The organism is Marinicrinis lubricantis (genome assembly GCF_042658665.1).
Lineage (GTDB): Bacteria > Bacillota > Bacilli > Paenibacillales > KCTC-33676 > Marinicrinis > Marinicrinis lubricantis.
Window position 1 is genome coordinate 51,224 of sequence record NZ_JBHSQV010000034.1, and the last position, 20,542, is coordinate 71,765.

The 20,542-nt window shown below is 45.7% G+C and carries 19 protein-coding genes and 1 riboswitch; of the genes, 13 read left to right on the plus strand and 6 right to left on the minus strand.

The features are described 5' to 3' along the window. Positions 1–59 precede the first annotated feature (59 nt). The 6 genes from ehuA to mgtE all read right to left on the minus strand — a co-directional run bounded on the left by ehuA (position 60) and on the right by mgtE (position 6,067). Entirely contained in the window at positions 60–863 is an 804-nt protein-coding gene (gene ehuA, locus ACFPXP_RS05870; protein ID WP_379893254.1) for an ectoine/hydroxyectoine ABC transporter ATP-binding protein EhuA, read from the minus strand. A 43-nt stretch (positions 864–906) separates the two neighbouring features. Further along, positions 907–1,563, minus strand: coding sequence for an ectoine/hydroxyectoine ABC transporter permease subunit EhuD (gene ehuD / locus ACFPXP_RS05875; RefSeq protein ID WP_379893255.1), 657 nt, complete (start codon positions 1,561–1,563; stop codon positions 907–909). Between the two features lie 2 nt (positions 1,564–1,565). Beyond that, a complete protein-coding gene (ehuC, locus tag ACFPXP_RS05880; RefSeq protein WP_379893256.1) occupies positions 1,566–2,222 on the minus strand; it encodes an ectoine/hydroxyectoine ABC transporter permease subunit EhuC in 657 nt (218 codons plus the stop codon). 69 nt (positions 2,223–2,291) lie between these two features. Further along, positions 2,292–3,191: an ectoine/hydroxyectoine ABC transporter substrate-binding protein EhuB gene (ehuB, locus tag ACFPXP_RS05885; protein ID WP_379893257.1), complete on the minus strand. Its 900-nt coding sequence runs from the start codon at positions 3,189–3,191 to the stop codon at positions 2,292–2,294. A gap of 319 nt (positions 3,192–3,510) precedes the next feature. Then, positions 3,511–4,449 carry a magnesium/cobalt transporter CorA gene (corA, locus tag ACFPXP_RS05890; RefSeq protein ID WP_379893258.1) on the minus strand — a complete coding sequence of 313 codons (939 nt, stop codon included), beginning with the start codon at positions 4,447–4,449 and terminating at the stop codon, positions 3,511–3,513. Between the two features lie 253 nt (positions 4,450–4,702). Then, complete coding sequence (gene mgtE, locus ACFPXP_RS05895) at positions 4,703–6,067, minus strand: magnesium transporter (RefSeq protein WP_379893259.1); 1,365 nt, start codon at positions 6,065–6,067, stop codon at positions 4,703–4,705. A 142-nt stretch (positions 6,068–6,209) separates the two neighbouring features. Further along, a riboswitch (SAM riboswitch) is annotated at positions 6,210–6,333 on the plus strand. Positions 6,334–6,467: 134 nt separating this feature from the next. Here mgtE and metA point away from each other — a divergent pair. The 13 genes from metA to ACFPXP_RS05960 all read left to right on the plus strand — a co-directional run bounded on the left by metA (position 6,468) and on the right by ACFPXP_RS05960 (position 20,364). After that, positions 6,468–7,406, plus strand: a complete 939-nt coding sequence (metA, locus tag ACFPXP_RS05900; protein ID WP_379893260.1) for a homoserine O-acetyltransferase MetA — start codon at positions 6,468–6,470, stop codon at positions 7,404–7,406. 113 nt (positions 7,407–7,519) lie between these two features. After that, positions 7,520–8,677 (plus strand): PLP-dependent transferase, encoded by a 1,158-nt coding sequence (locus tag ACFPXP_RS05905; protein WP_379893262.1) that lies wholly within the window; start codon positions 7,520–7,522, stop codon positions 8,675–8,677. 160 nt (positions 8,678–8,837) lie between these two features. Then, positions 8,838–9,971, plus strand: a complete 1,134-nt coding sequence (mqnC, locus tag ACFPXP_RS05910; RefSeq protein ID WP_379893264.1) for a cyclic dehypoxanthinyl futalosine synthase — start codon at positions 8,838–8,840, stop codon at positions 9,969–9,971. A 132-nt stretch (positions 9,972–10,103) separates the two neighbouring features. Beyond that, positions 10,104–11,006: a putative sporulation protein YtxC gene (locus ACFPXP_RS05915; protein WP_379893265.1), complete on the plus strand. Its 903-nt coding sequence runs from the start codon at positions 10,104–10,106 to the stop codon at positions 11,004–11,006. Between the two features lie 394 nt (positions 11,007–11,400). Next, positions 11,401–13,338 carry a threonine--tRNA ligase gene (thrS, locus tag ACFPXP_RS05920; protein ID WP_379893266.1) on the plus strand — a complete coding sequence of 646 codons (1,938 nt, stop codon included), beginning with the start codon at positions 11,401–11,403 and terminating at the stop codon, positions 13,336–13,338. Between the two features lie 106 nt (positions 13,339–13,444). Beyond that, positions 13,445–14,158, plus strand: a complete 714-nt coding sequence (locus ACFPXP_RS05925; protein WP_379893267.1) for a 3D domain-containing protein — start codon at positions 13,445–13,447, stop codon at positions 14,156–14,158. 235 nt (positions 14,159–14,393) lie between these two features. Then, positions 14,394–14,930, plus strand: coding sequence for an RNA polymerase sigma factor (locus ACFPXP_RS05930; RefSeq protein ID WP_379893269.1), 537 nt, complete (start codon positions 14,394–14,396; stop codon positions 14,928–14,930). A gap of 77 nt (positions 14,931–15,007) precedes the next feature. Beyond that, the gene (locus ACFPXP_RS05935; protein ID WP_379893270.1) at positions 15,008–15,133 is read left to right on the plus strand and encodes a hypothetical protein; all 126 of its coding nucleotides are present in this window, start codon (positions 15,008–15,010) and stop codon (positions 15,131–15,133) included. Between the two features lie 206 nt (positions 15,134–15,339). Further along, the gene (gene liaF / locus ACFPXP_RS05940) at positions 15,340–16,347 is read left to right on the plus strand and encodes a cell wall-active antibiotics response protein LiaF (protein ID WP_379893272.1); all 1,008 of its coding nucleotides are present in this window, start codon (positions 15,340–15,342) and stop codon (positions 16,345–16,347) included. Between the two features lie 4 nt (positions 16,348–16,351). Further along, positions 16,352–17,407 (plus strand): HAMP domain-containing sensor histidine kinase, encoded by a 1,056-nt coding sequence (locus ACFPXP_RS05945; RefSeq protein ID WP_379893274.1) that lies wholly within the window; start codon positions 16,352–16,354, stop codon positions 17,405–17,407. Then, complete coding sequence (locus ACFPXP_RS05950; protein WP_379893276.1) at positions 17,400–18,050, plus strand: response regulator; 651 nt, start codon at positions 17,400–17,402, stop codon at positions 18,048–18,050. Before ACFPXP_RS05945 ends, ACFPXP_RS05950 begins: the two co-directional genes overlap by 8 nt. A 131-nt stretch (positions 18,051–18,181) precedes the next feature. Then, positions 18,182–18,592, plus strand: coding sequence for a YugN family protein (locus ACFPXP_RS05955; protein ID WP_379893277.1), 411 nt, complete (start codon positions 18,182–18,184; stop codon positions 18,590–18,592). 134 nt (positions 18,593–18,726) lie between these two features. Further along, positions 18,727–20,364, plus strand: coding sequence for a S1C family serine protease (locus ACFPXP_RS05960; RefSeq protein ID WP_379893279.1), 1,638 nt, complete (start codon positions 18,727–18,729; stop codon positions 20,362–20,364). The last annotated feature ends 178 nt before the right edge of the window (positions 20,365–20,542 follow it).

A 20,542-nucleotide genomic window follows, 5' to 3' on the forward strand; every position in this document is an offset into this window, starting at 1 on the left:
TTAGATAAAAAGAGCGCCCCTTTTATAGAGGCGCTCTTACATGCGGTACTTCTATGCGGTTAGGCAGTGCCATAGCTGCTGCTGCCTTCACGGAAGCGGCTGATGAAGGACTGAAGGCGTTCACTCTGTGGATTTTCGAAAATTTGCTGCGGAGGACCTTCCTCGATGATATTTCCGCCATCCGTAAAGATGACGCGGTCCGCCACCTCATAGGCGAAGTCCATTTCGTGGGTGATGAGGAGCATCGCCATGCTGCCTTCTTTGGCAATATCCTTAATGACATTCAGCACCTCGCCCACCAGCTCAGGGTCTAACGCAGAAGTCGGCTCGTCGAAAATCATGACCTTCGGGTGCATGACGAGCGCTCTAGCAATAGCGACACGCTGCTTCTGTCCGCCGGACAACTGGGAAGGGTAATTGTCGACTTTATCAGCCATACCTACTTTATCCAGCATCTCAAGCGCTTCTGCTTCCGCTTCTTTCCTCGATTTCCCAAGTACACGTATTGGTGCTTCGGTTACATTTTTCATAATCGTCATATGGGGAAACAAATTAAAATGCTGAAACACCATACCGATGCTCCCCCGAACTTTATGAAGATGCTTTTCGCTGGCACGGACCAGCTTGCCCTTCACCTCTTGATGCCACAGCATCTCTCCGTCAACTTCAATCGTGCCTGAGGTCGGTTCCTCCAACGTCATCAGCAGTCGCCCCAGCGTGGTTTTACCGGATCCGCTCGGACCAATGACGGCTACTTTCTCAGCAGGCATAATATCTAAATCGATGGAATGGAGTACCTCCAAATCACCGAAGCATTTTCGAATATTGCGATAGCTTACAACGGGTTTAACCTTTTCGTTCATAGGTTCACTTCCTTGTTTTGTTGGTTGATTGTCATTTCTTGTATTATGTTTGTCCCCGGTTTAATCGCTTCTCCAAATAACTGACAAGCAGAGAGGATGGATAGCTGAGAAGCAGGAACAGAATACCGACAATCGTGATAGGTTCTAAATAACGCCAGCTTTCAGAGCCAATTTCCTCTGCAGTAGCCAAAATTTCCATTAAAGTAATGGCTGCGAGGATAGGCGTCTCTTTAAACATCGTGATGAGGTAATTTCCAAGAACCGGAATGATTGGCGGTATGGCTTGCGGTAAAATAATACGGATCCAAGTTTGTGACTTGGAAAAGTTCAGTGCTTGTGCCGCTTCCCATTGTCCTTTTTGGACCGCATCAATGCCGGAACGATACACCTCGGATAAATAGGTGCTGTAATGTAAACCTAGCGCAATGACACCTGCGGTGAATGCGGAAAAAGTAATGCCGTACAGCGGCAATACAAAGAACAAAATAATGGCTTGGACGAGAATCGGTGTACTTCGTATAAATTCAATAACAGCTGCTGCTGGCCAAGAGAGCCACTTCGATTTGCTTCGTCTTAACAGTGCAAGCACTAAGCCGCCTGCTAATGCTAGCGCAAAGGATACGAAAGTGACTGTAACCGTAATTTTTAATGCAGCAAGAATTTCAGGCAGCACTTCAAATGCGTAGTTCCAATCCCACATCGTTACAACCTCCCTGCTGACATGCGTTTTTCAAGCGCTCGCATACCCAGGGTCATAGCGTAAGCTAAAATAAAATAAATGACGAGCAGCAGAGCAAATATCATGCCTTGTTCTGAATAGTAATGGTTTCTTAAGGTCATGGCCTCGTAGGTCAAATCTGCTAACGTAATAAAGGATACTAGAGAAGTTCCTTTTAAAAGCTCGATCAGGAGATTGCCGAAAGGTGGAATCATTCGGATGAAAGCTTGAGGAATGATCAGCCTCATCATAATTTGTATCGGGGATAAATTTAAAGCGATTCCTGCTTCCCTTTGACCACTCGGCACGGCCTTGATGGAGCTGCGAACAATTTCCGATCCGTAAGCCCCGTAGTTGAGTCCAATGGCCACTATACCGGTCAAAAGCTCGTTGAATGAAATACCGAAAAACGGCAGGACATAATACAACCAAAAGAGCTGAACCATGAGTGACGTACCGCGAATAAATTCAACGACAACATAACAAATTCCATTGATCAGCTTCCATCTTGAAAGTCGTCCTAATCCGAATAGAAATGCCACGAAAAAGGCGACAATGGCCGATAAAAAGGTAACCTGGACCGTTATCCATGTCCCCCTTAACATTTCGGGTAAGTAACTTGCGATAGAAATAAATCCCAACTCCTCTCCTCCGTGACAATGACCCTGTCGCGGCCAAGGGGCTGCACAGGGTCAAAGCCACAAAGTTGTTTATTTACCTTCCGCAGATTCCAGAATCGATTTTAATGACATCGATGTCATCGTAACGGCATCTGCGCGTCCAGATTGTACAGCGTTCAAAGCCGCTGCTTGATCCGGAACTTTAACAATTTGGTCATCCTTTACACCAACCTGCTCCAAATAGCCGATTTCAATGGCTCCCTGCATCACTGCTATTTTGGCGTCAGGATTGTTTGCGATATCTTCATAGCTGTGCAGATCCTTCGGATTGCCTTCAATGACTCCCAGCGCTTCACCAATGCTGTACTCCGGTTCAGCAAAGACGACTTGTTCACAGCGATCAGGTGTAATGTACATTCCTGCCGTGATGACATCAAAGCGTCCTGCCTGCAGTCCAGGAATCAGGCTTCCGAATTCAACAAGCTTGCCTTCAATCTCCTCGATCCCCATATTTTTGAAGACGGCGGTTGCAACACTAATAGCTTCACCCTTCAATTCGCCGTTTTCATCCTGATAGGCATAAGGCTTTTCATTCGCGAATCCGACGACGACCTTTCCTTCGGATTTAATTTTCTCAAGCGTATTACCGCCGCTTCCTTCTTGGAAGCTAGGTCCGCATAACGCTTTCATTGACTGGTCTCCAGGAAGCTCAGCTTCGGAGAAACCATTCTCCTCCAACAAGGTTAATAAATCGCCGGATTCTTTTAATTTCGCTAACTCCGTATTAAAAGCATCTCTGAGTGCAACATCCTCGCTGCGGAACGCGGCCGCACCGTATCCTCTGACTCCTTCGATGTCGGGCTGTTCAAAATCTTCAACCATGACCACTTTTCCGCCTTTACTTCCATTGTTGTTACCACAGCCGATGACAGCTGCCACCAAGGTCAACAAGACGAAAAATAACAAAAACTTTTTTGAAATTAACTTCATTTAACAAAGACTCCCCCTTCATTCATTCCCATCAAATTTCCAAAAGGATGATTACAGTTACTAATGGTAACATGAATCGCTAAAAGAGCTCACCCTTGCTGAGCTGGGCTCAGAGAGAGTATCTCATGCTCAACTTATGTAAGCATAGATTACACAGAGATAACTGCCTATTTTGGTCAGATCCTCCAGAATCCTGCGGAGGACGTCACACTTTAGACAAGATTAGCCAGGAATCGGGTTGATCTTATGAAATTTTTCAATGATTGAAAGAATGTGAATCCGCATTTTACATAAAAAAAGAAGCCCAGGCGGGCTTCCCTCACAACCAATCTTTCTTTTTAAACAATAAAAACATCAAGCTGCCGATCGTAACCATGGCCCCTAATACAAAGTAATAGCCGTTTGACATGTGCAGCTCGGGAATATGATCAAAGTTCATACCATAGATACCAGTAATGACGGTAAGCGGCATAAATATGGTTGTAATCGCCGTAAATACCCTCATGATTTCGTTGGCCCTGTTCGCCACACTGGATTGATAAGCTTCTCTAAGGTTGCCCATCAAGTCTCTGAACGTATCAAAGGTTTCCGATATTTTCACGGAGTTCTCGTAGATGTCGCTGAAATACTTCTGCAGTTCATCATCGATGAGTCTGAGTTCCTTGCGGTTCAAGGTCGCGATGAGCTCTTTTTGCGGACCCAGCGCTTTTTTTAACCACAATATCTCACTGCGAAGACCAATAATTTCATTCAGATGCGATTTGCGGGTATGCATTAAAATATCTTCTTCTAGATTTTCAATTTTGGCTTCAATCCGATCACTGACGGTAAAGTAATTATCGATGACTAAATCAATGAGATGATACAAGAAGCGATCGGCTTGATTTACTTTTTCCTCTAATAGCAATGGTTTGATTAAACGAAGTTCATTGATTTTTTGCTGTGTGACGGTAATAATGAAATGCCTGCCCAGAAAAATGTTTAAGGAACGAAGAAATATTTCCTCATCATCAAATCGAATGCTATTAATCACGATAAAATAATGTCCTGCATCATAAATTTCCAGTTTCGGCCGCTGTTCTTCCTCGTTCATGCAGTCTTCCACAGCCAAATCATGTAGATTGAAAATATGCTGAAGCTCTTGCAAGTCTTCGGTAGAAGCGTCGATCCAGTAAAATCCGCTTTCGGGCGGATGAAGCGCCTCCGTAACCTGCTCGACTTCTTCAAATACGCCGTCAACGACTAAACGTACCTTCATCTTGTCACTCCCTTTCAGCGACAGGAGAACAAAGGTACGCCTGATCAGTCGAGTTTAAGAATGCTGCGCGGTTCTAGGGTACCTTTGTTTCCCATCATATTCTGCTTTTTGCATGCTGGCACGTTGTCCCTCGGTCGGTCCCCGTCCATACGCTGATTCACCTCGTACAATGATCTTGTAATGCTCAAAATCCTCATTTAGTATAAACCGATTGCTGCTTGTCAGCAAGAGTGAAATGCCGCTTCCATTCCACCTATAATTGGTTAATGAATAAAGTCGCAAGACCAAAGTAAACAAACAGTGAAAATAAATCGTTCAATGTTGTAATAAGAGGTCCTGAGGCGATGGCAGGATCGATCTTTAGTTTATAAAGCAGCAGGGGAATTAGTGTTCCAGCGAGCGTGCCGATTACCAGCGTTAGCAGAAGGGAAAGACTGACGACAAAACTAAGCATGACGCTCCCTTGCCAAATGTAAGCAATGATGCCGATGAGTATCCCGCAAATAAGGCCTAAGACAAGCCCTACTCCGAAATCTCTGGAGATGAGTCTGATCAGCGCTCCTTTATGGAGCCGCTCTGTTCCAAGTCCTCGAATGACGATAGCTAACGATTGTGTTCCCGTATTTCCTGTCATGCCAGCGATCATGGGCATGAAGAAGGTGAGCGCTACGACGCGTTCCAGCGTTTCTTCGAATCTGGCGATCATGCTTCCGGACAGCATGCCAAGCAGCAGAAGAAGCAGCAGCCAGGGCAATCGTCTGGCTGACGCTGAAATCACGCTCGTCTGAAAATCGATCCCTTTCTTACCGGCTCCTGTTGCGGAGAGCTTCTGTATATCTTCAGCCGCTTCATGAACGATGACGTCGATCACATCATCGACCGTTACGATCCCCAGCAAATGCTTGTCGCTATCAACAACCGGGACAGATATGAAATTGTACCTTTCAATCGTACGTGCAACTTCCTCCTGATCGGTGTCGACATGAACACTAATGACACGTCTATACATGATTTCATCAATACGGTCGTCAAGATGGGCCAGCAGCAGATCACGGTACGAAACAACGCCAACCAAAACCTTGTTTTCGTCAAGGACATACATATAGAACAAATTTTCCGCATAGGCTGCAAAAGCTTTCAGCTTATCGACCGCTTCGCGAACCGTATAATGGTTTCGTATCCAGACGAATCGGTTCGTCATTATACCGCCGGCAGTTTCCGGATCATATTTCATTAAATGCTGTACGTATTCCGACTCTTCCTTCTGCATGGAAGAAAGAAAAGCCTCCATTTCTTTAAACGACAGTTCCTTCAATAGATCGGCCAAGTCGTCATTGTCCATCCGGTCCAGCACATCGGGCGAACGTTCAAAGCCAATATAATGCAGAACCTCCATCTGGAGTTCAAGATCGAGCTCTTGTATCATCATGGCCAGCTGTCTCGAGTCAAGTTGAAGTACAAATTTAGGTTTGGATGGAGCAGGAAGCAGTTCATAAATTTCCGCAAAGTCGAATGGCTGCAGCTCACCCAGCAGCGCATGAAGCTCCTTAAGCTTGGATTGCTCCAGCAATTGGTGGATTTCGAATACGATGGTATCGGTATGGGCTGTCGTATGCATTGTAATCACCTTTTTGTTTGTCATCTGGAATGATGAGGTTTGGTGTCCGGTATGACTTACTCGTCGCGTGAAGCGTTTATTTTATTCTTGACGCAGCGGCTTTCTTTGATTACAGTAGTATTAACCGAATAATCGTTTCGAACTCTTATCAAGAGCAGGTGGAGGGACTAGCCCGATGATACCCGGCAACCGACATTTTCGTGAAAGCGTAAATGCACGGTGCTAAATCTTGCAGGGGCGTGATATGCGTTTCTGAGAGATGAGAGAGGCCATTGAACGGAACAAATAAGTGGACCTTTCTTGCTTTTAATGTAAGAAGGTTTTTTTATTTTTTACCGGGCTCTTATAAGAGTATGAGCTTCTAACGAAATTGACTATACACAAGAAGGAGTTGGACCGTATGCCGATTAAGATTCCAGATAAATTACCGGCGAAGGAAGTACTGGCGGAGGAAAATATATTCGTGATGGATGAAACCGCTGCAATGCGGCAGGACATTCGTCCGCTTCGAATCGCATTGGTCAATCTGATGCCTACCAAAATTACGACGGAAAATCAGCTTCTTCGTTTAATCGGCAATACGCCGCTTCAGGTCGATCCGGTTTTAGTGCGTACGAAGAGCTATAATTCCAAAAACACGTCTGCCGAGCATTTAGAGCAGTTTTATCAAACGTTCGAAGATATTAAGGATGAGAAGTTTGATGGGATGATTATTACAGGCGCTCCGGTGGAAACGATGCCGTTCGAGGAAGTGAACTATTGGAAGGAACTGGAGCAAATTATGGAGTGGTCGAAGACGAATGTCACATCCACCCTACATATTTGCTGGGGTGCACAAGCAGGTATGTATTATCACTATGGAATTAACAAGTACGATACAGAACAAAAAATATTCGGTGTATTTCCGCATACGATCAATAAGCTGAATGTGAAGCTTCTTCGAGGGTTCGACGAGGTGTTTTACGTCCCGCAATCCCGTCATACGGAAGTAAGAAAAGAGGATATTGAACGAGTCGAGGAGCTTGAGATTTTATCCGAATCGGATGAAGCCGGCGTTTATATTGCTGCCACTCGAGACGGTAAACAGATTTTCGTTACAGGACATTCCGAGTATGATGCAGAGACCTTAAAATGGGAATATGAACGGGATCTGCAAAAAGGAATGGATATTCAAATTCCGAAAAACTATTTTCCGAATGATGATCCGAATAGGTACCCCCGGGTGACATGGCGGGCCCATGCGAATTTGCTGTTTTCGAATTGGCTGAATTATTATGTATATCAGGTAACTCCTTATGAGTGGGGTGCACCGGGACAGCATGCAGGAATAAAGGCTTGATTGGATAAAATGCTGAAGAGAAAGGTACAAAGAGGGACGGTGCCGCCTTCTGCGGCGCTGCGTACCCGTACCTGAGATGATTCAAATTAAATTATTTCGAGGGAGAGAAACTCATGAAGATTGAAAGCCGTTTAGCACAGATCGGTTCCCGCTCCGAATCGACGACGGGAGCTGTCAATTTTCCGATATTTCAGTCTACCGCATTCCGTCATCCGAAGCTGGGTCAGAGCACCGGCTTTGATTACATACGGACGAAGAGTCCGACTCGCCAAGTTCTGGAGGATGCTATCGCAGACTTAGAATCCGGGGACCGCGGGTTTGCCTGCAGTTCCGGCATGGCCGCACTGCAAACGATTTTTGCCTTGTTCTCCCAGGGAGACCATCTGCTCGTATCCCTGGATCTATACGGAGGAACATACCGCTTGTTGGAACGGATCATGAGCCGTTTCGGCGTCAGTTCCTCGTATGTGGATACGGACAGCATTGAGGAGATGGAGCAGCTTTTACAGCCGACCACCAAAGCGATCGTTATTGAAACTCCTACGAATCCGCTGATGATGATTACCGACATTCGGAAAGTCAGCGAATGGGCGAAATCAAAAGGGCTGCTCGTCATCGTCGACAATACGCTGCTGAGTCCTTTCTTTCAACGTCCCATTGAGCTTGGTGCCGATATTGTCATTCACAGTGCGACCAAATATTTAGGCGGACATAACGACGTATTGGCTGGTCTGATTGTGACGAAAGGAGAAGCATTGTCTGAGGAAATGGCATTCCTTCATAACTCGATCGGAGCCGTACTTGCGCCGCAGGACAGTTATTTGCTCATGCGTGGTATGAAGACATTGGCACTTCGCATGGAGCGTCATCAATACAATGCGACTCGCGTAGCAGAGTGGCTGGATGCCCACGATCTGGTGGATGCAGTCTACTATCCTGCGCTTCCAAGCCATCCAGGTCATGATGTTCAAAATCGTCAATCATCCGGCAACACGGGGATTCTATCGTTCAAAATGAAGGATGCGCGTACAGTTGAGCCCATTCTGAGACATATCCAGCTCATTGCTTTTGCAGAAAGTCTCGGAGGTGTTGAATCGCTGATGACGTATCCGGCCGTGCAAACTCATGCCGATATTCCAGAGGAAATTCGTCGTAAAATCGGCGTCGATGATCGTCTTTTACGTTTCTCGGTTGGCATTGAGCATGCAGAGGATCTCATATTGGATCTTGATCGTGCATTTGAAGCATCCAGACAAGAATTAGGTTTGTAGTGTAGTACAAACAAGAATAGCTCCAAATACGTATGTATGGACTGCATCTTGAAGCAGTCCATATTGTTTTCATTTTTTGCCTGGCTACGGTACGTGAAAATGTTGGTGTAGTATGCTAAGATTCATAGATAGGTGTATTTCATATAAGGGAGATGGGGCCATGAGCCGGATCGATCATATACTAGAGCGGGCCGTGCGTGGTGAACGTTTGAGTCTAGAAGATGGGGTTGCTTTATTCGAATCGGATGAACTAGAGAAAATAGGATGGGCCGCGAATGAGGTTATGAAAAAATTCCATCCCGATCCGATTGCCACTTTCGTTGTCGGAAGAAATATTAATTATACGAACATATGCAATGTATTTTGCCGGTTTTGCGCTTTTTACCGCAGACAGGGCTCTGAGGAAGGTTATGTGCTTCCGAATGAGACGATTTTGCAAAAGATACAGGAGCTTGTCGATGTAGGCGGAACAGAAGTGCTTATGCAGGGAGGCGTTAATCCTGACCTTCCGTTCGAATATTATTTGAATCTGCTCCGAGAAATTAAACGTCATTTCAACGTACATATGCACTCGCTGTCTACCGTTGAAATCAGGGAAATGAAGAAACTTTCTGGACTGGAGACATACGATGAGGTGCTCCGTCAGCTGCATGAAGCCGGATTGGACTCGCTGCCGGGTGCAGGTGCAGAAATGCTGGTTGATCGAATTCGCAATAAAATCAGCAAGTTGAAGGGCTCTTGGACGGAATGGATTGATATTATGAAGGCCGCTCACCGAGTCGGCATGTCAACTACGGCGACGATGGTCATCGGCTTCGGAGAGACCTTCGAAGAACGGGTGCTGCACATGCTGCGGATTCGCGATGCGCAGGACGAGTGCATTCAGAATCAGCTGCCGTCTCCGGGTTTTCTGGCTTATATCGTTTGGACCTTCCAGCCGGATAATACCAATTTGAAAGCGGAGCGCGTTTCGAACGAGGAGTACTTAAAGACGCTGGCAATCAGCCGTCTGATGGTGGACAACGTTCGAAATTTCCAAACCTCATGGGTAACGATGGGGGCTGAGATCGGTAAGAAGTCGCTGGAATTCGGCTGCAATGATTTCGGCAGCACCATGATGGAAGAGAATGTCGTCTCTGCTGCGGCATGCACACACAAAGTCAATATCGATCTCATTTTGCAGTTGATCCGTGAAGCGGGCAAAACACCGGTTCAAAGAGACACGTATTATAACCATCTGCGTGTTTTCCAGCCGGGCGAGCATGCGGATAAAGATTTCATTTTGCAAAATTAAATCGGCTTATCATTGAAAGGACCGGGGGTACGCTTACCGGTCCTTTTTCTTCATTCGGTTTCCAATTGTTTAATTGTATATATGCACGAATGCGCCCATATACTTTTAGTAGCCTTAGAAAGGAGTGGGCATATGGAGCTATTTACTTTTTTGTTCACAGAGAAGTGGATGGACGATGCGGAAACATTTTTGAGGATGGCCAAGAGTCATTTTAAACATAAATACAGTGCGAAGGAAGTTCAGACACAGCTCAAAAAATACAAGGAACGGACCGAAGTGATTGTAAAATATAAAGCGTCAGAGGAAGGCATAGAGTCATTTATTCAGCGGCTTAGCTGGTGTGTCTCCGATTATGTCGTCTCTCGGCTTGAGCCTTACATGATGGAGCAGCTGATCCGTCTGGAGAGCGGCTATGAAGATGAGCAGGATATTGAGGAAATGAAGAAATACAGCCGGCATTTGCTTTATGAGCAAGGTGAAACCGAGGAAGACCGTATGCATGCTCTAAACAGCAGAAAGGCCAAAATCGCCGAAGAATCAGCTGAATACCTGCGTGAACACAGGTACTTACATATTCTCGGATGGATTCGATTTAGGGCTTACCAGTATCGAGACCAACTGAAGGATGTTGTTGAATATGCTGTGGACGAATTTGTGATGGAGAGGCAGTATCAGGACTTTATCAATTTGCTGAAATATTTCGTTTACGTGCAGGAAGCCAAAATTCCGCTTGTGCATCTTGTGCATAAAGGCAATTACGATTTCGTTGTGTTGGATGAAAATTTGGAGCCGATCAAAGCAAAGCAAATTGAAAGCATGGTCGTGGAAATGCTGGATCAGGATTTGAACTATGAGGATATGATTGTCAGTACGCTCATTAATGTATCCCCGCAAATGATCTACATTCATACGAAGGAGCCTGAACTGCAGGTCATTAAGACGATTCAGCAAATATTCGAAAAACGGGCAGTACTGTGTCAGGAAAATGTATTGGATACGGAGCCTTTGGCCCCCAAACCGCTGCAGCTGCATTAATCAAGTGCGCTCTTGACAATGAAATGAAAGGGGCTATAATAATAGCCAAGTCCATTTTTTTAGAAAATGCGAAGACCAAAGACATGAATATCTGAGCTAGAGCGTGTCAGAGAGAGGAGCCGAAGGCTGAAAGTTCCTTACGTTACATCAGATATTTACCCCTTTGCAGCTGTGATACGGAACATGGAAGCTTCCATCAGTATGTATCGCCGGGTCATTCCCGTTACCGAATTACGAGGATCACACTTTAAGCACCGGTTACCTTTACCGGTCGTTGATTGAAGTAGGGTGGAACCACGGGTACAAACGCCCGTCCCTTTTATAGGGACAGGCGTTTTTTTGTTTTTGCGCAGTCATTTCACATGAAAACGAGAATGAAAGTGAGGAAATATCCATGTCGATTCAAGTAACTTTTCCAAATGGCGCAGTAAAGCCGTTTGAACGCGGGGTTTCCATTGAGGAGATAGCCGGCTCAATCAGCAGCAGCCTGAAAAAGAACGCTATCGCAGGTAAAGTCAATGGGAAGGTTGTTGATTTGTACTACACACTGGAGGACGACGCCGCAGTCGAGATCGTAACGCCCGAATCACCAGAGGGCATCGAGGTGATCCGTCACAGTACGGCGCACTTGATGGCGCAAGCAATTAAAAGAATTTATGGACAGAAGGGCGTGAAGCTTGGAATCGGTCCGGTCATTGAAGATGGCTTTTATTATGATATCGATTTAGAACAATCGCTCACTCCGGAAGATCTGGAAAAAATCGAAAAAGTGATGGCTGAAATCGTGAAAGAAAACCTTCCAATTCGCCGCCGTGAGGTAAGCCGGGAAGAAGCGCTCGCCATTTATCGAGAGCTGGATGATCATTTGAAGTTAGAACTGATTAACGATCTGCCTGAGGATTCCGTCATTACGATTTATGATCAGGGCGAATTTTTCGACTTGTGCCGCGGACCTCACGTTCCATCAACCGGTAAGCTGAAGGTATTCAAGCTGCTGAATCTGGCAGGAGCATACTGGCGCGGTGATTCGAATAATAAAATGCTGCAGCGTATATACGGAACGGCCTTCAATAAGAAATCTGAGCTGGATGAGCATCTGGTATTGCTTGAGGAAGCGAAGAAACGGGATCATCGTAAGCTGGGTAAAGATCTGAAAATGTTCACTTTCACAAAGGAAGTGGGTCAAGGTCTTCCAATCTGGCTGCCGAAAGGTGCCAAGCTGCGTCGCATTTTAGAGCGTTATATTGTGGAGAAAGAAGAAAAACTCGGTTACAGTCATGTCTATACCCCAGTAATGGCGAATGTCGAGCTGTATAAAATTTCGGGACACTGGGATCATTACCAAGAAGATATGTTCCCAACCATGGTGATGGATAATGAGGAATTGGTTCTTCGCCCCATGAACTGCCCGCATCACATGATGGTCTATAAATCGGATATGCACAGTTACCGCGAGTTGCCGATTCGGATTGCCGAAGTGGCGAATCAATATCGGTACGAGATGTCCGGAGCACTGACCGGTCTTCACCGCGTCCGCGGAATGACGTTGAACGACGCGCACATCTTCTGCCGTCCGGATCAAATTAAAGACGAATTTGCCCGGGTCGTACAATTGATTCAAGAGGTATACAAAGACTTCGGAATTACGGATTACAGATTCCGCTTGTCATACCGCGATCCGGAAGATACCGAAAAGTATTATCAAGACGATGAAATGTGGGAAATGTCCCAGCGCATGCTGAAGGAAGTTGTGGAAGAGATGGGACTGCCATATTATGAAGCCGAAGGCGAAGCAGCTTTCTACGGTCCGAAGTTAGACGTTCAGATCAAGACGGCTCTCAAGAAAGAAGAGACCTTGTCTACTGCACAGCTTGATTTCCTGCTTCCAGAGCGCTTCCAGTTGGAATATGTCGGTGAAGATGGAGCCAAGCACCGTCCGGTGGTTATTCACCGAGGTATTATCAGTACGATGGAACGAATGACGGCATTTTTATTGGAAAACTTCGCAGGTGCTTTGCCGGTTTGGCTTTCTCCGGTGCAAGCAAAAGTGCTGCCGGTTTCGGGCGCCTTTGACGATTATGCAGCAGAGGTTACCCGAAAGTTGAAAGAAAGCGGAATTCGGGCAGAGGCGGATCTTCGGAACGAGAAGCTTGGCTATAAGATTCGTGAGGCGCAGCTGGAGAAAATTCCGTTCATGCTCGTTGTTGGTGAGAATGAACAGCAGGCAGGCGGCGTATCGGTTCGAAAAAGAGGAGAAGGCGATATCGGCATGCAGTCTGTGGATCAATTCATCCAACAAGTTTTGGATGCCGTCGGTGATCGTCGTTACTAAAAATATCTAGATGGAATCAGATTCCAAAGATTGAAGTTCCTTCATTTAACGCGCGAATAATCAGAACTGTTGATGGAAACCCTTTTTACTAGGGAGGGTTTCCATCATGTCAAGTTCCATACGCAGTGCAAACAAGTGGGTCAGCTTGCTGATGCTGGCCGTCTTATGGACGACACTTGGCCGCATGGAGAGGGACCCGTATGATCAGTCCCAATCCAGTCAGGATGTACTGCAGCGGCAGCAGCAGGCTGCCACCTTGAATCAGCATTCTGTCAGATCGGATTACTATTCGAAAATCCTTCTGGCGAATTCTAATCTTGCCAAATCCCATCCACCAGAGGTGAATACGGTCAAGATGTCGAATGCGTCATACCAGCAAACCATCAAACCAATAAAACCCGTTTCGCAAATGACACACGAAGAGTTGATGCAGCATTACAGAGCTGTAGAGGTCATTGCAACGGGCTATTCTGCAGGCGTAGAATCGACAGGAAAAGATCCGGATCACCCTTCGTATGGCATTACTTATTCAGGAGTCAAGGTGAAAAGAGATAAAGAGACCATTTCGACAATTGCTGCGGATCTTAGTGTGTTTCCTCTTGGAACCGTACTGTGGATTCCAGGATACGGATATGGGATTGTGGCTGATATCGGATCGGCGATCAAGGGACATAAAATTGATTTATATTTCCAAAGCAAGGATGCCGTATATAAAGAATGGGGCAAAAAACAGCTTCAGGTTTACATCATCGAAGAAGGCGAAGGAAAGCTGACGGAGGAGATGTTCCGTCAAAAAAATGAGACTTACCGAATTATTTAATATAGAACAAGTTAGACTTGAGCCGCTGTCATATGACGGCGGTTTTTTGCGTTTGTAAAATCAAAAGAAATGAAAATAGTGTCGAATCATGACTAATTAAGTGAAAATTGAACTTTTTACATAAAAAAGATGTTAATATCAACGTATAGAGTTAATTTTAGTTAAGATTTGTTAACTCGGACGGGCTGCTAATGCGTTTTTCGCCATCTCATAAGGATGCAATGGGGGATCAAGAATGATGGATGATAGGCGGAGTGCGGATAATCAAGACGATGAGCGAAAGTGGTTGGAGGAAGTGTATCGGCAGATGTTTTTCGTTGCCTACTCGCGGATGAAAAACAAGGCAGATGCTTTAGATGTGGTTCAAGAGTCATGGGTTCGCATATTAAGCAAGATGAATTCTCTTCGTGAACCGCATAAATTGATTCCTTGGGCGAAAACCATTGTGAATCATACCGCCTTGAATATCATCAAGCGAAAGATGCTGGAGCGGGGCAAATACGAAGATTATGCTGTGAAAAACCATTTGCTTCGAATGACGCTTCGGGAAGAAGAATTAGCTTCTGAGGTGAAGGGGCAGTTAGACCATTTGGAGGACGACATGCAGGCCCTGATTGTATATAAATATTTTTATGGTTATAAGGATCATGAAATAGCGGATGCTTTGCAGCTGCCTGTAGGCACGGTGAAAATCAGAATTCATCGATGTCGTGAAAAATTGAAGAGGATGCTCGAAGGCGAACAAGATTCTCCAAAGAAGAAAAGTACATAAAAATCGCCGCTTCCATCCATAATATTTATGGGAATGAGTCGCATCATTCCAGTAAATAAGATGGGGAGGTGAAAAACATGGCGAAAAACAACAAAAATCAAAACAACCAACAACAAAAATATAACGCTGAGTTTGCAGAGGAAGTAACAGCAAAAAATGCTGCTGCGAATGCAAATCAAGCAAGCCAAAAGGCTGAAAAGTAATGACGATCGACCGGCTGAAATTCACGTTTCAGCTCCAATAGTGATGAGAACTGGGAACTGCCTGTCCGCTTGGACAGGCGGTTCTTTGTTTTAAGTCATGTATATCTCGGTCTGCAGACCGAGATCAGCTTCCATCCCCCGAAGCTTTTCATGAGGCAGGACATACAGTAAACTAATAGCATGAACTTGAACTGCGAGGGATGACCATGAACGGTTTTTTCAATCGAATGTTTTGGGGGATGCTCCTCATTACCGCCGGCGTGCTTTTTTTCCTTGATCAGATGGGTACGATTTCAGTTGATCTCGGGGAAATTATTGCAACGTATTGGCCGCTCATTATTATTTATTTTTCACTAAAGGGACTATTCATCCATCACAAAGGAGACGGCTGGTCCGGATCCATGATATGGAATTTGTTCGGGATTGCGATAGGTGTTTATTTTCTGGGCAGAAACCTCGATTTTATTGACATCGAATTTGATGAAATATTCCCGTATATCATTCCTGTACTGCTGATTATTTTTGGACTCAGCATTATTCTGTCTCCTAAAAAAAAGACGAATCATTGGGCACAGTGGAATGGAGCACCGGAAGATACATGGCATAAAGAAACGGGCGGCATGGATAAGTCGGAATGGAAACAGCATAAGCATGAAATGAAGCAGAAGTGGAAGGTCGCCAGAGATGAATTGAAAAAAGACAAGAAAATGACGGACGAAGAACTGAAAGAAGAAATGAAGAGAAAATTAGACGAAATGGAGCGGATGGCGCACAATATGACGCCGCCGGAACCAAGTCCAGAATGGGAAGAACCGTTCAAGACCGTTCAGAAGGCACCAGCAAACCAGAATAATTTTATTGGGGATTTTATGCTGGGAAGCGACTATTTCGAGCTGGTTCCAATGAATATCTCGCATTTTATCGGCGATACCTTCATTGATTTAACCAAGGCGCATATTCCATATGGCGAGACAAAAATGAACATCTCTTCCTTTATCGGTGATGTGAAAATTTTCGTTCCATACGACGCTGATTTAGAAATTCGCGTGACATCTTCATCTTTTCTCGGGGATATGCACATTATGGAGAAGCGAGAAGGCGGAATATTTAAAAATGTAAATTACACACCGGACACCTATCAGGAAGCCGGCAAAAAAATTCGGATCGTCACCAGCATGTTCATCGGAGATGTGAAAATTCAGCGGGTAGGTTAACCATATGGTCATATTAAAGAAGCTTCGTCAAGTGAAATGGCAGCTGCTGGTCTATTTCCTTATCGCCGGTGCTGCAAGCGCAGGTGGAATGGCCGCCGTGATGTATTACCACGAACATCCGGTGGAGGATCGGGTTTTCTGGTTTTGGATCGTCCCGCTTATTTTGATGATTCAGTTTATTATCGGGTACGCTGCGGCGCGTCGTATTCAATCCGATGTGGATTTACTGCAGCTGAAGCTGGCTCAAATCGAGAACGGAAACTACCATACAAGGGTTCCAGGCACGGGTTTTGGCCCCATGGATTTACTGTACAAAACATTTAATTCCATGGCGGCCTCCTTGGAACACCGGACGAAGCGTCTGCAAAGTATGGGTGAAGAAAGTACAGTAAAGGAACAATCCAAGGAACGTGCGGTGCTGGAGGAGCGAAGAAGACTCGCCAGAGATTTGCACGATACGGTAAGTCAGCACTTATTCGCCATTCATATGTCATCTTCGTCGCTGCCGCGTATATTGGAGAAGAATCCGGAGGCCGCGGGACAAGTCATTGAGCAGCTCATCGAAATGTCTCATTTGGCGCAAAAGCAAATGAGGGGGCTCATCGCTCAACTGAGGCCCATGGAGCTGGAAGGCAAAAGCTTGGCTGAAGCGGTTGAAAAATGGTTTCCGGATTATTGCAGGCAGAACGGACTGCAAGGAAGCTTGGAAATGAGATTGGACCACAAAGTGTCTGAACCGATTGAGCATCAATTGTTTCTTATTTTACAGGAAGCGATGGCGAATATCGTCAAGCACGCATCCGCAGTGCATGCTGTGCTGTCTATTGTGCTCGAGGACCGACAGTTAAAAATGTCATTGTCGGATGACGGTAAAGGCTTCAGCGGCCAATCGAAGGCTGGCTCGTATGGGCTTGGAACGATGCGAGAGAGAGCTGAGAAAATCGGAGGCAGCTTGGAAATTATAAGCTTGCAGGGATCTGGAACGAGAGTGCTTGTACGAATTCCGATGTTTGAGGAAACGGAATTGCTGCAGAGCGGAGTGGGGGATGGAAATGAATGAGATTAAGGTGCTCATCGTAGATGATCACGATATGGTTCGCATGGGATTAAAGACGTATTTAATGCTGGAAGAAGATATCGTGGTATGGGGAGAAGCCAAGGGCGGCAGCCAGGCTGTTGACATGTTGAGGTTGGTGGAGCCGGAAACGTATCCGGATGTGATTTTGATGGATTTGATGATGGACGGCATGGATGGTGTAGAAGCGACGAGAACGATAATGCAGATGAATCCGAAAGCTCGAATCATCATTTTGACCAGCTTTTTGGAGGACGATAAGGTCGTCGACGCGGTGGAAGCGGGAGCCATCACATACGTGATGAAGACCGTTTCGTCCGATGAGCTGATTTCGGTGGTTCGAAGAGCAGCAGGCGGAGAACAGACGATGGGGGCAGAGGTGTCCCAAGCGCTATCGCGTGGGATCAGACAGCGCTTGACGCAGCACAATGAAGAAGAATTTACACCGAGAGAGAAGGAAGTGCTGCTGCTGATTGCCGAAGGGAAGTCGAATAAGGACATCTCGGAGGAACTGCATATCAGCATTAAGACGGTAAAAACGCATGTCAGTAATTTGCTGATGAAGTGCGGGTTGGAGGACCGAACGCAGCTCGCTGTATATGCCCACCGGAAAGGCTGGGTACAGTAGGGTGTGCCAAAGGGCAGATGCTAGTCCGTTGGGAATTAATAAGGGATATTTTTCATAAAGGAGGCTCATCCTAACATCTATACGGAAGGCAATTCCAGCTTCCTATAGATGAATCTAAGGAGGGGCTTTTTTTGTTTCCGATCGCATCGCGGTTTGAAAACAGAGAGGATACGTATACCGATTTAAATCAAGCATTAAAGCCATACGGTTTTACTTTGGGAGGAAATTGGGAATATGATCACGGCAGCTTTGACTGTGCGCTCGATGAAGGACATAAGGTATGGCTGCGTATTCCGTTTGAAGTGACAAAGGGAAATTTGGACAACTTGAAGGAAGAGCAGCAAACGGTCATCCGCTTCGGCACCCCATACTTGTTGAAGCACGTTTATAATGAAGGGCTGGAGGAAGGTGCTACGCTGAATACGTTCGGAGGGCTTATGAACCAGTTCCAAACGCCTCTGGACCAGGATGCCGATATGGAACCGGAATGGATCGAGAAAGCGGAAGGGATTTTGCGCAAAATGGAGAGTGATTTGTTGTAAAGATTGAAGTTTTAGCTCCTTTTAAACTATGTTTAAGGTTACTTTAAGGTTGAGATCGCAATATATAGTTAAAGCTTTTGATAAAGAGCTTTGACAGCAAAACCTGAAGTAAGTTTATGAGGAGGCATTCTACAATGGATGATCAAAATAAAAGAGATCCTTACAATGAATTTTTCGAAAGAAAGCCAACTTCGGATTCACAAGACTCGCAACATGCGAATGACTCCAGCCATCAAAAGCTGAATGAAAACCATCAAGAGCAGCCGCAGGAGAATGCGGGTGGCAGCAGCACAGTCTACTATGCCTATGGACCATACCGCTCTAAAGACACTTCTCAAGAGGGAACCCTTCAGTCTGAAGAATTAAGCCGAGATAAAACGGTTTATACCGACAACCATGGCGGCACGAACGAAGTGGATGTGCATAAACCGAAAAATATCATTTATCCCTATTCGGCAGAGTCTAGAACTCCACAAGTACCGCAAATATCGGCCAGCGAAGCCTCTATGTCAGGCGGTGGTGCTGGAGGAAACCAGGGAGCGGGGCAGAGACCATTTTATCCGAATACAGGAAAGAAAAAGTCACGCTGGATGAGCGGCTTAGCTGCCTTCTTAGCAGGAGCTGTTGTCGTTGGTGGATTGATGTTCTCAGCGGATTACTATAATTTGTTCTCGGGAATTCGTTCCGCGCAGGGCGCTAATGCTTCGAATACCAATGCGGCAAGCAGCTCGGCTAACGTGCAAAATGTAGCGTTAACGGGAGATGTCCAGCCGGATTCCTTTGCCGCCATCGTAGACCAGGCCAGTCCGGCTGTTGTGAAGATCGAAACGTATGCATCACAGAGCAGTGGACGGATGAATCCATATAGTGATGATTTCTTCAAGTACTTCTTTGGAGAACAAAATTCTACTCCGAAAAACGGTGAAAAAACATTGACGGGTACTGGATCAGGCTTTATTTTTGACACGGAAGGATATGTTTTAACGAACCAGCACGTCGTCGGAGACGCCGATGAAATTTACGTGACGATTCAAGGATATAAGGATCCGTTTAAAGCAGAGCTGCTTGGATCTGATTATGATTTGGATCTAGCTGTACTTAAAATTGAAGGGGACGATGCGTTTCCTACACTGCCAATCGGCAACTCGGATAATCTGTCCGTTGGAGATTGGCTCGTTGCAATCGGGAATCCTATGGGATTTGACCATACTGTCAGCGTAGGGGTACTGAGCCAAAGGGAACGGGAAATTTCAATTTCGGATACAGCCGGAACCCGTAATTATGAGCATTTGCTGCAGACGGATGCCTCTATTAATCCAGGAAACTCCGGCGGTCCGCTGCTGAACCTAAGCGGCGAAGTCATTGGTGTCAATACGGCGGTAAGTACAGATGCGCAGGGCATTGGTTTTGCGATTCCTTCCAGCACCATTCTCGATGTCATCGATCAATTGAAAAATAATGAGGCGATTCCAAAGCCGTTCATCGGTGTATATTTGACAGATATTACGGAAGCTTATTTGGAAAACTTCAAATTGGATAGTACGGAAGGATCACTGGTTACTCAATTAGAGCGCGGCGGTCCGGCAGATCAAGCTGGACTAGAGCCAGGAGACTTCATCATTGAGGTCGACGGCGAGAAGGTGAAGAACACAGAAGCGCTTGTCGATATCATTGGTCAAAAAGAAATTGGTGATAAAGTAAACTTAGTGATGGTTCGGGACGGAAAACAAGTGGAAGCCGTCGTCATCGTCGGTGATCGCAGCAGTCAGTGATGCTTTGCTTACTCGTAAGGAGACAAACAAAGGCGGTTTCTTCCGCCTTTGTTTTATTATGGCTTTAGCCAGTTGAGTGCGTGAAACGCGCGAAACAGAAAACCACCCGCTATGCGGGTGGAGGGTTCTAGGGTTTGACCAACAAGACCATTCCGATAAAATTGAGATGTTCAGGCTC